The organism is uncultured Duncaniella sp., assembly GCF_910577345.1.
Classification (GTDB): Bacteria; Bacteroidota; Bacteroidia; order Bacteroidales; family Muribaculaceae; genus Duncaniella.
The window spans coordinates 44,232-57,256 of the sequence record NZ_CAJTMT010000001.1; the positions used below are offsets into that span (position 1 = coordinate 44,232).

Consider the following 13,025-nt stretch of genomic DNA (forward strand, 5'->3'; position numbering starts at 1 on the left):
TATGATTATTTTGGTTTGGAATTGATGATTCGTATGGTATAGATTTAATAAAAACGCCGGAGTGGCAGGGATTGATTTCTCCATTTAGATAGATTAACATCTATGGTCGGTGGTATCATCGTAAATCAACGACCGGCACTCCGGGATACTTCTTGGAATTGAATCGGAAGTCTGACACCGGAAGCGTCCCTCCGCTTTTGGTTGAAGTGACATGGATGGTCACCGTCCTGCGGTTGCTCATTGTCAGTTCGATGGCGGTGGGATATAGGGTCGATGCATTCAACGTGAGAACTACGCTTTTGATGTCGCTTTTAGGATTCGATGCCGTAAGTTTGATTTTCTTTTCCGTTGCGGGCGATTTCAGAAGTGAAGCCTTGTAGAGTTTGCGGAAAGAGTTGATGATCGCAAATGGGTTTACTTGCTGAAGCTCCTCAGGAGTAGGCTCGGTGATGTTTACCTCACCGGTCTGAGTGGAGTAGGTCCACTGTGTCTTGCCGTCATACCACGAGGAAATCTGCGGAGACGTCAGGATAAAGCGGTCTCCGGCGATAGTCAGGGTGCCGCTCTGCAGATGCCCGTCGGCGCTGATGGTGTAGGTTGCAGCGATTGATTTGTCGTTGCGAATTTTTGCCGATGCGCGGTCGAGAATCGAGGTCGCGGTCTCTGCACCTTGCATGACGGCCGTAGAACCGGCAAGCAGGGCGATCAGAAAAAGTATGCGGTTGAGAAAAGTTCGGGTCATTTCAAACGAGGTTCCTAAGTTTGATTATTTGGTTAGTTGTTTTCAAGAATCCGTTCGAGGGTCAGTGAATCGACGAGCACCTGACGGGGTTTGCCACCCTGCGAAGGCCCTACAATGCCTGCAGCCTCCATCTGATCCATGATTTTTCCGGCGCGGTTGTAGCCAATGGAATAACGTCGCTGGAGCGAAGATGTTGATGCGGTGTCGGTGGTGACCACAAGTCGGGCACATTCGTCAAAGAGTGGATCGCGGTCACCGACGGTTGCCAATTTGCCTCCGTCGCCACCTTCAGCAATGTATTCTGGCAGCTCGTAGGCCGACGGGAAACCGACCTGTTCGCTGATGCTGTCGCAGATAGCGCTGACCTCGGGAGTGTCGATGAACGCACACTGCACACGGTCAAGTTTGCCATTATTGCTGAAAAGCATATCGCCTCGGCCGATGAGCTGATTTGCTCCTGGACGGTCGATGATGGTGCGGGAGTCGACCATCTGGAAGACGCGGAAGGCGATTCGTCCCGGGAAGTTGGCTTTGATGACACCTGTGATGACATTGGTCGACGGGCGCTGGGTAGCGAGAATCATGTGGATACCGACCGCACGGGCTTTCTGGGCGATACGGGCGATGGGTGTTTCCACTTCTTTGCCGGCTGTCATGATAAGGTCGGCAAACTCATCGACGATGACGACGATATAGGGAAGGAAGCGATGGCCTTTCTCCGGATTGAGGTGGCGGTGGATAAACTTGTCGTTATACTCCTTTATATTGCGCATCGAGGCGTCTTTGAGGAGCGCATAGCGGTTGTCCATCTCGACGCAGAGGGAGTTGAGCGTGGCCACAACCTTCAGCGGGTCTGTGATGATTGCATCCTCTTCCTCGGGAAGTTTAGCGAGGTAGTGGCGCTCGAGACGGGCATAAAGGCTGAATTCAACCATCTTCGGGTCGATCAACACAAATTTCAGCTCTGACGGGTGCTTTTTGTAAAGCAGAGAGGCGATAATGGTGTTAAGGCCGACTGATTTACCCATACCTGTCGCACCGGCCACAAGAAGGTGGGGCATTTTGCAGAGGTCAGCCATAAAGACATCGTTGCTGATAGTGCGCCCCATAGCCATCGGAAGTTCCATGTGGCTGTTGGTATAGGTGGGCGACTCGATGATTGAGCGCATTGACACCACCTGCGGGTCCTTGTTAGGCACCTCGATGCCGATTGTGCCCTTGCCGGGGATAGGAGCTATGATACGGATGCCGAGGGCGGCGAGGCTAAGGGCGATGTCGTCCTCCAAGCGTTTGATTTTTGCAATTCTCACACCTTCTGCAGGTATGATTTCATAGAGGGTCACGGTCGGGCCTACAGTTGCCTCGATTTTGGAGATAGGAATTCCGTAGTGGTTGAGTGTGTCGGTGATACGCTGCTTGTTCTCCTCCATTTCCTGTGCGTCGACGCTGACACCGGAATTGCTTGAAGGGCGGAGAAATTCAACAGAGGGGAATTTGTAGTGTGAAAGTTCAGCCCGTGGGTCAAACGGAGCCATTTCCAGCACTTCTGAAGCGGATGAGGGACGGCTCCGCTGCATTTCGCGTGGAGTCTCTCCTGCAAAAAGCGGAGCCTCTTCAAAGGTGTCCTCCTCGTCTTCCAACTCGTCATCGGCGAAAAGAGGGGCAATCTCACTCTCATTGGATTTGGTAGAGATGGTAGAATCCTTCTCCTCCTCACTCTCATTGATGTCCGATTCTTCATTGAAGTCAGAAGTGTCGGCCATTTCGCCCATTACCACTGTTTCTTCAAATTCGCCAACGACAGCGGGCGCTTCATAATCGGAAATATTGTCGTTTTGATTCGTGTCAGTAGACTCCGGATTGATGAAAAGGCTGTCGGTTGACGGTGCAGTTGCATTTAGCGGTGCAGTTGCATTTGCAGGATTCGGGACTGATGGCATTCGGTCCATCGCTGCTTGTGCGGGGGCAATAGGCTGCATTGCCATCTGTGCCAGACGGATTCTCTCGGCCTCGGCTTGCTGCTCGGCTGCTATACGCTGCTGTTCGGCCATGCGAGTGGCTTCCTCGGCAGCCCTGATGGCTTCTTCGCGAGCCTCGCGTTCGCGACGTTCGGCTTCCTCGGCCTCACGGATGCGTTCGCGTTCGGCGCGGCGCTCAGCCATGCGCGCACGATAGGCATTGATTCCCTCAGCCGCATATCCAATTACACGCTTCAATTCAGTGAGATAGAGGATTACGACGAGTCCGCCCATGATTACGCTGACTGCAAGCGCTCCCCAGAAGCCGGTGAATATCATAAGTTTCTCGTTCAGGAGATAACCGTGACGGCCACCCCAGTAGATTGGCGAGGCCATCTCGTAGGTGACAAATCCGCAGATTATTGACAGCGAGACGGCTGTCAGAAGGCAGCGTAGGGTCAATGACCAGAAATGCGGACGGTAGACTTTCAGCATACCTATACCGCAGACGGCTATGTAGTAGATTAGCACTAAAGAGCCAATTCCGAGCCAATTGTAGATTAATGTGTGGGCAAGCCATGCTCCGAACGGCCCTCCTGCATTCTTTATCATCTCAGGGTCGAAGTCGTTGTTGAGGAGCGCGCTTTGGTCGTTGCCGATGTGAGCGAAATATGACATTGCCACTATCAGCGAATAGCCTGCGGCGATTACGAAGATAATGCCGATGAACATGACCGTGCGCGAATCGCCTATCAGACGCAATGCGCGGGCCAGAGCCGAAGGTGCTTTCCCTTGCTTCGTTGCTTTGGGCTGAGTGGCTGCAGTGGAGTTGCTTTGACGGGCAGTCTCGCCTCCGGAGTTTCGTCCGAAGAAGCCGTTGGTGCGGTCTGCCGCTCCGTCATTGACAGGCGAATTTGTTCCGGGCATGTTTGATGGCTCGGAGTTGCCATGGGTATCTGCTCCGTTGAGTATGGCTTCCGGATCGAAAGCCGTATCAGTGTATGATGGTTCGTCGATGGGGGAATAGGATGATGACATAGCTAATCAGAGTGTGCTTTCTCAAAATTGAGTTTATGAGAAACAAAATTACAATTTTTATTTCACAAATTCAACCTCAGATTGATAAAAAAGCAAAAACCGGCCGCAATCCGAAATTTATGGATTGCGGCCGGTGGAAGGGTTGATGGATTACCGGACGTTTGAAGCGTCGACAATCAGTCTTTAATTCTTGATGAACTTGTAGTTCTCGACACCGTTGCTGTTTTCAACCACGAGGATGTAGACACCCTGCTGGAGATTGTCGATGATGTCAGTGCGGTCAGCACCTACGGCAGTGCGGATGATGCGTCCGCTGAATGCGTCGACAACTGTGTAACGGGCGTTGGCTGAAGAAGCGATGATGTCCTTGATTTCCGAAAGACGGAGGAGATTGTAGTGCTCTTCCACTTCGTCGGCAGAAAGTGCTTTCGGGAGGATGGTGAATTCGTCGATAGCACCTGCAAATGTGCGGTTGCCGCTTTCGTCGTCACCGCCGATGAAGAAGAGTTCGGTGGCTGAGAAGTTGAGTGCACCTGTTGCCACACCGTTTACGCTTGCAGTTTCCTTGCCGTCGATATAGAGCGTCATGGTCTTGTCGGCATAGTTGCGCACACATGCAATGTGGTGCCACTCTCCGTCAAACACGCTGTTGGCATCTTCCATCTTGCAATCCGTCTTCTTGACATCGTCGTCAATCGAGAAGCTGAGGTAGCCGTTCTTGCGTTCGAGGCCGATCCAGTTGCCTGTTCCACCCTCGACATTGGTCTTGTTGTGGGTACCGATGCAGAGGAGATAACCGTCTTCGTCGGTGGAACGTGCCCACATTTCGATGGTGAAGTCCTTATCGCCCATGTTGATTGCATCGTAGATTGGCTGGGTGAGATAGTAGGAATCGTCAAATTGGATAGCTCCACCCTTCAGGCCATCAACCGATACGGCCATGCCGTTCTGTGCGGTGGCTTCTCCGAAGACAATGTTGGGAGTTGTTTCGCCCATATCATCCATCGGGAAGTAGGCAATGTATTCCGAGCCTTGCGATTCGAAATGTTCCTTGACCTTGCTTGCGCTCATCACACCGCGGTAGATGGAGAATTCGTCAAGCTTTCCGGTGTAGAAGTTGTCGTAGCCCCAACCGTCGCCGCCGTTAACGTTGCCGATCACGAGCGGTTCGTCAGAAAGAATCTCGATAGTGCCGTCTTCTGCAGTGTTCATGAGTTCGCCGTCGACATAAAGTCTCAGTTGTTTCTCGACCGCGTCGCGGACTGCCACAATCTGATGCCATGCACCGTCGAAATATTTGTCGGCACCGGTCACCACTACCTGATTTTTGGTCACATTGTCATCGACAGCAAAGCGGAGCTCTTTTGTTCCCTTGTTGTCCTTGTACTCTATGCCATACCAGTTTCCTGAGCCGTTGGCAGGAGCGATGACACCTTTGTTGAAGATATAGCAGTTCTTATCGGCGGCTGTTGAGTTCATCCAAAGTTCAACGGTGAATGACTGATCGCCGAAATCGATAAGGTCATAGCCTTCCTGGATGTAGCAGTTGGTTCCGTCAAGAGCAAGTGAGTTGCCTTGCTTGCCTTCTGCGACAGCGCCGGGAATATCCTTGTAGGCTACGGCTTCGCCGCCTGTAAGGTTCGGTGTGGTTGCGCCGATCTTTTCAAACGGGAAGTAGGCCACGAGCTGGATTGAAGTATTCCTGCGTACCTTGATGGTACCGCTGATAGCGGCGTTTGCATCATCGGCAGCTCCGGTGGTTGTCACGGTGAATGAGTATTCGCCTTCAGTCGCCGGTGTGCCGGAGATTGTGCCTTTGAGAGTGGCGGGATCGAAGTTGAAGCTCATGCCGGAAGGAAGACCTTCGCAGACCGCTCCGGTGGCGCGTTGCACTGTGAATGTGATAGGCTGAACTTCATCGCCAAGGTAGATTACCTGATTGAGCGCTCCGCTGTTGATGGTGATTGCACCCTGAGTGTTGAAGAGCTCCTCAAGGTTGTAGCTGAGGTGGGGAGGCTGGTTGTAGCCTACGTTCTGCCATGCGATAGCCACACGATACTGACGGTCCTGCATGAGAGTGGGGACCTTATAGTCAGAAGGAGTGGTCGTTGTGAATATTAGGAGGTCGGACTGTGTGTTGCCGTCATGAAGTATCACTTCCTCACGCCAGTCACCAAAGAGGTCGGCCTGGAGGTTGGGAGTTGCTTTTGTCGTGTTGCACGAGGCGGCATTGGAGTGCTTGGAGAAATTGACCAGAGTGCTGATTGATGTCATGCCGCTGTTCGGCTTGGTGATTGATGTCCCGTCAAGGAGCTCATCAAGCAAATCACCATCCCAGTAGACGCGGAAGTTTACTGACGGGCGCTTTGCGCTTGTCAGATGTTCTCCGTTGTTGAATACCTTTCCAGTTGATGACCAGTATTCATAGCCGGGATACATTGATGTGACGTTTGCTGCAAGTCCACGGCCGATGTCTTTTGCGGATTGCGGTTCGAAGAAGAGAATCTCGCCGGTCTTCGCATCGCGCAGTTCGGTGTCATATTTGTAGGAAGACGAAGTCTCTTCATGAGGCATGAACACCTGAAGACCCTCACGGTCGGGAAGCATGGCTGCAAGGTGGAGAGCGTCGCCGTGGCCTGCACCGGTGCGGTAAAGGACTGTTTTGCCATCCTGGTCAAGACAGGCCGCACCATAGACGATTTCGTCGCAGCCGTCGCCGTCAACGTCGCCGATAGTCAGTGAGTGGGCTCCTTCGCCCCAAAGTCCCTGCATCTTTTTGTCGGATGCGTGGAACCATTTTTCTTTCAGTTCCTTGCCGTCGAAGTCCACAGCCCAAAGGTAGGCCTGATGATACATGCCACGGCAGAAGATTGCAGAGGGGTGCTGTCCGTCGAGATAGGCCACGCCTGCGAGATAGCGCTCCATTCGGTTGCCGTTTCCGTCACCCCAGTTGCCTTCGGTGTTTTTGCTGCCGCCATCCTTGAGGATGCTGCGGGGAGGATTATAGGCGATGGTGTGGATTTCAGCACCGGTCTCGCCATTGAAAACGGTCAGGTATTCAGGTCCGCTCTTGATGATGCCTGCAAGGGATCCGGAAGTTATGCGATAGTCGTCGGTGACCTTGTCGTCGCCCATAAGGACGGCGTTGCCTTTGCCGTCGATTGTGCCGGGAGCTGTCTTGCAGATGAGTTCGGCTTTACCGTCGCCGTCAAAGTCATAGACCATGAACTGGGTGTAGTGGTTGCCGGAACGGATATTCTGTCCGAGGTCGATGCGCCAGAGCTGAGTGCCGTCGAGCTTGTAGCAATCGATGATGGTATGTCCGGTGTAGCGGAATTGAGAACCATTGTCGGCCTGGTTGGTGGGGAACCATTTCACGATGAGTTCCCATTGACCGTCGCCGTCAACATCGGCGGCGGAAATGTCATCGGGGGTGTAGGTGTAGTCCCGTTGTTCCTCGGCTCCTCCGGCAGGACAGGTGCCCCCTTCCGGACGGTTCAGATGGATTTTGAGATAGGGCGTTTCCCAGACGGATGTCTCAGCCGAAGTCTCGGTGACCTGATCGTTGAGAATTGCTTTGACTGTGTACTTTGAAGCGGCTGTGCCTGCAGCGTCAGTGAAGTTGGTCTTTGTCTTGAGCGGAGTTTCATTGACCTTGACACCGTCGCGGTAGAGGTCAAAGGTCAAACCTTTGTCATCGCTGACAAGTGAACGCCATGAAACAAAAACTCCACTGTTGGTCTTCACTGCCACTACTCCACGGTCAAGCTTCTCGGCCTGAATCGTGTGGGAGTACTGGGCCGACAATGTCAGCGAAGCCAGTAAAGCCATGCAGGAAATGAAAGTTTTTTTCATGTTGAATTTAAAGTAAATATTATAAATAGTAGATATGACGATTTAATCGCTATTTCGTATTGTGCGTGAGTTGATTCCCTTGCAAAAAATGTGAAATTCCGTATGCAAAAGTAATTATTTTTAATTAAAGCCACAAATCGCGCGGTGGAAACGAACCTAATTTCCCGACGAATGTTAACATTATAAAAACATAATCATAGACAATCCGTCAAAATCAAACACACAGATTCAATCACAAAAAAAGACTAAACATATATTAACAGATACAATGAAAAAAATAGGTATATTCTACGGTTCCACCACCGGCACTACGCTTGAAGTGGCTCAGGAAATAGCCCGTCAGCTTGATGTAAAAGCTGAGGATGTCCATGATGTGGCTTTGGCTGCTCCGTCGGCAGTAGCCGATTACGATGTGCTTGTAATCGGAGCAAGCACATGGGGTGCAGGAGATCTGCAGGACGATATGGCGACATTCCTCGACGGTCTCCAGTCACTCGACCTCGAAGGCAAGGAGGTCGCTATCTTCGGTTGTGGCGACGATTCGATGTCGGACACCTTCTGCAACTCGGTAGGGGAGATCTATCATCGTCTCCATGACACCAAGGCCATGTTTATCGCGCCTTTCAATAATGATGGCTACAATTATCAACATTCCGACAGTGATGTCCACGGCATGATTGTCGGGCTCTGTATCGACAATGTTAACCATGCCGACGAGACTGAAGCGCGCGTAAAAGCATGGTGTGATGCCATAAAAGAGGAAATTGTTTAAGATTTTATGTTATAAAATGTGAAAAATATTTGTCCGTATGAGTTTTTATTCATAAATTTGCACCTCGAAATATAGAATAACAGAAAATAAACATATACGGCAATGAAAAGAACATTTCAACCTTCTAACAGAAAGAGAGTTAACAAGCACGGCTTCCGTGCCCGCATGTCTACACCCGATGGTCGTAAGGTCCTCGCTCGTCGTCGCGCTAAAGGCCGCGCACGTCTGACCGTTTCCGATTCTATCGCCGGTAAGTAAGAATCTCTCTTACAGACAAAGATAATCAGCCCGATGGGAGAAATCCCGTCGGGCTTGGTTGTTTATAGCTGTTGCTATAGTGGACTTCGTTCCTGTATAGCAGTTAATGAGCTGCGGAGCAGCGATGTGGTGGTAGCATATCATCCACTAAGCCATAAATCAGACAATCCCTTCGAAGTTTAATAAAACTCAGCGAAGTGCTGAAACTATTAAACTTCGAAGGGATTGTCCGGCTTATGACTAATTGTCAAAACGGGCTCAATGGCCCGCTTTTGTTCGTTCTTTAGAAAAGATATGCGAGAGAAATTGTCCAATAACGGTTCTTACCCTCAATTCCGGCATTGTCTGCACCCGAAACGGCGGTGACAGCTTTAGTAAGGCCGAGGCCATAGCGGGCATTGAGGTCGATATGGCTGAGAAGCTGAACGCCGAAGCCGAAGTTGAGCGCCCAGTCGACAGATTTGTTCTTGTATGCGTCGGAGATGTGACGACGGCTTGTGAGGAACGACACGCTCGGACCTACACCAACGTAGGGGACGAGGAACTTGCTCACAACGGGCAGACCGAATTTGTATTTGATGTTGAGAGGAATCTCAATGTAGTCGCGGTTGTCTTTCGACATTTCGTTTTCTTCAAGGAACTTGGTGTTACGGCGAACATACATTGCGGAAAGGTCTGCGGAGATACCGATGACCGGAACGGTGAATTCAGCCATCAGACCTGCTGTCCAGCCAGTCTGGTTTTCTGCATCGACAACGCTCTTGTTGAAATGGAAGTCATTTACTGTTAGACCGACTTTCGGACCGAATTTGAACTGTGCTTGCGCGGGAATGGCAGATGCTCCGATTACCATAACGAACAGGAGCAGGAGTGCTTTGATTGATTTCATAAAAATAAAATGAATAGGTTAAAGTTATAAATGTGACATTTGCTATTTTACCCGGTACTGTGTCAAAACTGACACAGTACCGGGTGAATTTGCTTTATTCTTTAATCTGAAGAAGATTGTAGAAGCGTTTTTTCAGATTGCCATCTTCATTCGAATTCGATGAGGGGAGCATCGTTGCTCACCTGGTCATCGAGGTTGACAAGTACTCGCTTGACGATGCCATCCTGCTCGGCTTCAACATCGTTTTCCATCTTCATGGCTTCATAGACGAGCACGGTGTCGCCCTTCTTGACGCTTTGGCCGGGTTTCACCTTGATTTCAACAATGCGTCCGCACATCGGAGCTGAGATGACAGGACCGGTGATAGGCTCGACTGCGGCTACTTCTTCCTTCACTTCTTCAACAGCGGGAGCCTTGGCTGCTTCCTCGGCTTTGAATTCCTCGTCGCGACGACGGCGGAGGAAGCCTTTGGCTACAGCGGGAAGGAGTTCGAGAAGGAGGTATTCCTCATTGTTCGACGCAAGCTTCTTGCCACCCATCTCCGCGATTTCGGGATTTTCGGGTTTGACGTACTTGCTGACATCATAGGGTTTCTCCTCGGGACTGCCGGTGATTTTCTCGCGGAAAGCGGGGTCGATGGCCACGGGGGTACGTCCGTATTCACCCTTCACGAGTGAGATGAACTGATTTGACTTGTTTGTATAGTCGGGCTTGCCGTTCTTGCGGTCGAGAGCAACGAGCACTGCCTGGTTGCCTACAATCTGGCTCGTCGGAGTCACGAGGGGAATCAGGCCGGCATCGCGGCGCACCATCGGGATGAGGCGCATGGCATCTTCAAGAAGATCCTCGCTCTTGAGTTCACGGAGCTGTGCGACCATGTTGGAGTACATACCGCCGGGAACCTCTGCAGTCTTGACGAGTTCGTTGGGCTTGGGGAAACCGAAATATGCCTCAATCTTGTGGCAGGCATCGAGGAGGGCAGGTTCGTCGCCGGCCTTTGCAAATTCGATGGCGCTGTCGAAGAGGGCGAGCACTTCGGGAGGAAGTTGGTCCTTGAGGGGATCGAATGGACGCTGCATGTCGTCGCGGTGAAGGTCGAACTGTGCGAGTGCCTTGCGCGCGTCGAGGAGTTCGGCGCGGATGCGGCCGACAGCCTCCATATTGACTTCGACTTCTACGCCCATGCGCTGGCAGAAGAGCCAGATGAGCTCGATGGCAGGAGCAGCCGAACCGCCTCCGAACCACCAGATGTTGGTGTCGAGGATGTCGACGCCGTTGATGATGGCCATGAGTGAGGATGCAAGACCATAGCCGGGTGTACAGTGGGTGTGGAAGTCAACCGGGACTTTGACGGAGCGTTTAAGGGCTGAAATGATAGAGGCCGCACGGCTGGGGTTGACCAGGCCGGCCATGTCCTTGAGCGTGATGATTTTTGCGCCGAGGGCTTCCATCTGACGGGCCTTGTCGACGAAATATTCATCAGTGAAGATTTTTTCAGGCTCGGCCGGTTTGCTGCCGCCGAACATTGATTTGAGTTTGCCGAAGATGCCACCGCCGTTGTTTTCGACAGGTGCTTCGGGTTTGGGATCGACTGTGTAGCAGACAGCACCGTCGGCAATGCCTCCGAGCTGGTTGATGAGACGAATTGATTCCTTAACGTTGTCAATGTCGTTGAGTGCGTCAAAGATACGCATCACGTTGAGGCCGTTCTGGATGGCTTCCTTGTAAAATCCTTCAAGCACGGAGTCGGGATAGGGTACATAACCGAAAAGGTTACGTCCGCGTGAAAGGGCCGAAAGCAGGGCCTTCGGGTGTTCGCTCTTTGAATCCATGGCCTTTGAGAAGATGCGCAGGCGTTCCCACGGAGATTCATCGAGGTAACGCATCACTGAGTCAGGCACTGCACCGCCCCAGACTTCCATGATGTAGAAGTTTGCGTCTTCGTAGAAGGGGAGAAGCTTGTTGATTGTCTCCTGATTCATTCGGGTGGCAAAGAGGGACTGCTGTCCGTCGCGCAACGTCAGGTCGCGGATTTTAAGTTTTGGTCGTGTCATAATAAATGTGACTGTTAACGTGATTGTGTGGTTTGGCAGACGGGACGGTCGGTGAATGGCCTTCGGGCTGTCATTTCGTTCGCAAATTTAAAGTTTCTTTTTTAATTAAAGAAAAAATTCTTTAATTATTTTGGACGAAAATAAAAATTATTTTAAGAATGGATTGGATTTCTTTTCATTGCCGATAGTGGTCTCACCTCCGTGGCCGGACAGGACCACCGTAGAGTCGGGGAGGGTGAGAAGCTTGCGGCGGATGGCATCGACGAGGGTGGCGTAGTCGCCCATCGGAAGGTCGGTGCGTCCCATTGACCCGGGGAAGAGGGTGTCGCCGGTGATGACGAAGTTGGATTCCGGACAGTAGAGCGCTATTCCGCCGGGAGAGTGGCCGGGGACGCCCAGCACCTCCATGCGTTCTTTGCCGAGGAAGATAGTGTCGCCGTCGTGGAGCTCCACATCGAGCTGCTGGGGTTGGAGAGGCATACGCAGACCGAAACGGGCGGCCTGCTCGGGCAGGGTGCGAGCCAGGAAATCGTCGGCAGGATTGGCTTTGATTTCGAGGCCGTATTTTTCTTTTATATATGTGTTGCCGAAAATGTGGTCAAGGTGGGAATGTGTGTTGATGAGCTGTGTCACTTTGAGGTTGCGGCTCTCGATGAAGCTGTCGAGTGCGCGACGCTCGTCATCGTCGATCATTCCGGGGTCGATGATGGCCGCTTCGAGCGATTCGGGGTCCCAGACAACGTAGGTGTTGACTCCGAACATGTTGAAAACGAATCTGCTTACTTTCATAGCTTTACATAAATTAAGTCCTTGGTCTTGAAATATTCTTCAGAGAAGTAGTCGCTGAGCGGCACATCAATGAGCGGACGTTTGACTCGGCCAAGCTCGCTTGCAAGCTCACCGCCTTTAAGGCATATCAGTCCGTTGGGGAGCTTGTTGCGGTTTTGGGTCGAGACGTTGCGCATGGCAATCTTGACAAGTTCGTCAAGCTGCATCACGGCGCGCGAGATGACATAGTCAGCTTTCAGTTTGCATTCACCCATGTCGCCGTGCTGGAATGTGACATTGTCGAGGCCGAGTTCTTCGGCAATCGATGATGCAACCTTTATCTTTTTCCCGATACGGTCAATGAGGTGGAACTTGCATCCGGGCCAGAATATGGCCAGGGGGATTCCGGGGAAACCTCCGCCTGTGCCGAGGTCGATCATCTGCGTCCCATCGACAGGGGTGATGAACTTCGCGATGGCAAGGGAATGGAGGATGTGGTGGATATAGAGATTGTCGATGTCTTTGCGGGAAATGACATTGATTTTCTCGTTCCACTCAGGGTAAAGCCGTCCGAGGACGGCGAAACGTTCCTTTTGCTCTTGCGTGAGGTCGGGGAAATATTTGAGTATCTCTTCCATGATTATGCAGATGATATGAAAACTGTCTTTGTGATTTAATTTAACAAATGAGT

Annotated in this window: 9 protein-coding genes; 2 read left to right on the forward strand and 7 right to left on the reverse strand. The window is 51.6% G+C overall.

The features are described from left to right. Window positions 1-115: 115 nt before the first annotated feature. The 3 genes from QZ310_RS00215 to QZ310_RS00225 all read right to left on the reverse strand — a co-directional run bounded on the left by QZ310_RS00215 (window position 116) and on the right by QZ310_RS00225 (window position 7,593). Complete coding sequence (locus QZ310_RS00215) at window positions 116-742, reverse strand: LolA-like putative outer membrane lipoprotein chaperone (protein WP_297069111.1); 627 nt, start codon at window positions 740-742, stop codon at window positions 116-118. Window positions 743-774: 32 nt separating this feature from the next. Next, complete coding sequence (locus QZ310_RS00220; RefSeq protein WP_297069113.1) at window positions 775-3,738, reverse strand: DNA translocase FtsK; 2,964 nt, start codon at window positions 3,736-3,738, stop codon at window positions 775-777. 183 nt (window positions 3,739-3,921) lie between these two features. Further along, window positions 3,922-7,593 (reverse strand): LamG-like jellyroll fold domain-containing protein, encoded by a 3,672-nt coding sequence (locus QZ310_RS00225; protein WP_297069115.1) that lies wholly within the window; start codon window positions 7,591-7,593, stop codon window positions 3,922-3,924. A 268-nt stretch (window positions 7,594-7,861) separates the two neighbouring features. On the opposite strand from QZ310_RS00225, the gene QZ310_RS00230 reads away from it, so the two are divergent. Together QZ310_RS00230 and rpmH are read left to right on the forward strand one after the other, a co-directional pair. After that, a complete protein-coding gene (locus QZ310_RS00230; protein ID WP_297069117.1) occupies window positions 7,862-8,365 on the forward strand; it encodes a flavodoxin in 504 nt (167 codons plus the stop codon). Between the two features lie 102 nt (window positions 8,366-8,467). Further along, window positions 8,468-8,623: a 50S ribosomal protein L34 gene (gene rpmH, locus QZ310_RS00235; protein WP_107031019.1), complete on the forward strand. Its 156-nt coding sequence runs from the start codon at window positions 8,468-8,470 to the stop codon at window positions 8,621-8,623. Window positions 8,624-8,906: 283 nt separating this feature from the next. On the opposite strand, the gene QZ310_RS00240 is transcribed toward rpmH, so the two are convergent. The 4 genes from QZ310_RS00240 to rsmG all read right to left on the reverse strand — a co-directional run bounded on the left by QZ310_RS00240 (window position 8,907) and on the right by rsmG (window position 12,972). After that, window positions 8,907-9,512, reverse strand: coding sequence for a porin family protein (locus tag QZ310_RS00240; RefSeq protein WP_297069119.1), 606 nt, complete (start codon window positions 9,510-9,512; stop codon window positions 8,907-8,909). A gap of 146 nt (window positions 9,513-9,658) precedes the next feature. After that, window positions 9,659-11,566 (reverse strand): biotin/lipoyl-containing protein, encoded by a 1,908-nt coding sequence (locus tag QZ310_RS00245; RefSeq protein WP_297069121.1) that lies wholly within the window; start codon window positions 11,564-11,566, stop codon window positions 9,659-9,661. Between the two features lie 147 nt (window positions 11,567-11,713). After that, window positions 11,714-12,355 (reverse strand): MBL fold metallo-hydrolase, encoded by a 642-nt coding sequence (locus tag QZ310_RS00250; protein WP_297069123.1) that lies wholly within the window; start codon window positions 12,353-12,355, stop codon window positions 11,714-11,716. After that, window positions 12,352-12,972 (reverse strand): 16S rRNA (guanine(527)-N(7))-methyltransferase RsmG, encoded by a 621-nt coding sequence (gene rsmG / locus QZ310_RS00255; protein ID WP_297069125.1) that lies wholly within the window; start codon window positions 12,970-12,972, stop codon window positions 12,352-12,354. Before rsmG ends, QZ310_RS00250 begins: the two co-directional genes overlap by 4 nt. Between the last annotated feature and the right edge of the window lie 53 nt (window positions 12,973-13,025).

What these genes read in the sequence shown, in the direction of transcription:
- QZ310_RS00230 (WP_297069117.1), top strand. Translation starts at nt 7,862, where the DNA reads ATGAAAAAAATAGGTATATTCTACGGTTCCACCACCGGCACTACGCTT.
- QZ310_RS00250 (WP_297069123.1), bottom strand. Translation starts at nt 12,355, where the DNA reads ATGAAAGTAAGCAGATTCGTTTTCAACATGTTCGGAGTCAACACCTAC.
- rsmG (WP_297069125.1), bottom strand. Translation starts at nt 12,972, where the DNA reads ATGGAAGAGATACTCAAATATTTCCCCGACCTCACGCAAGAGCAAAAG.
- QZ310_RS00215 (WP_297069111.1), bottom strand. Translation starts at nt 742, where the DNA reads ATGACCCGAACTTTTCTCAACCGCATACTTTTTCTGATCGCCCTGCTT.
- rpmH (WP_107031019.1), top strand. Translation starts at nt 8,468, where the DNA reads ATGAAAAGAACATTTCAACCTTCTAACAGAAAGAGAGTTAACAAGCAC.
- QZ310_RS00245 (WP_297069121.1), bottom strand. Translation starts at nt 11,566, where the DNA reads ATGACACGACCAAAACTTAAAATCCGCGACCTGACGTTGCGCGACGGA.
- QZ310_RS00240 (WP_297069119.1), bottom strand. Translation starts at nt 9,512, where the DNA reads ATGAAATCAATCAAAGCACTCCTGCTCCTGTTCGTTATGGTAATCGGA.
- QZ310_RS00225 (WP_297069115.1), bottom strand. Translation starts at nt 7,593, where the DNA reads ATGAAAAAAACTTTCATTTCCTGCATGGCTTTACTGGCTTCGCTGACA.
- QZ310_RS00220 (WP_297069113.1), bottom strand. Translation starts at nt 3,738, where the DNA reads ATGTCATCATCCTATTCCCCCATCGACGAACCATCATACACTGATACG.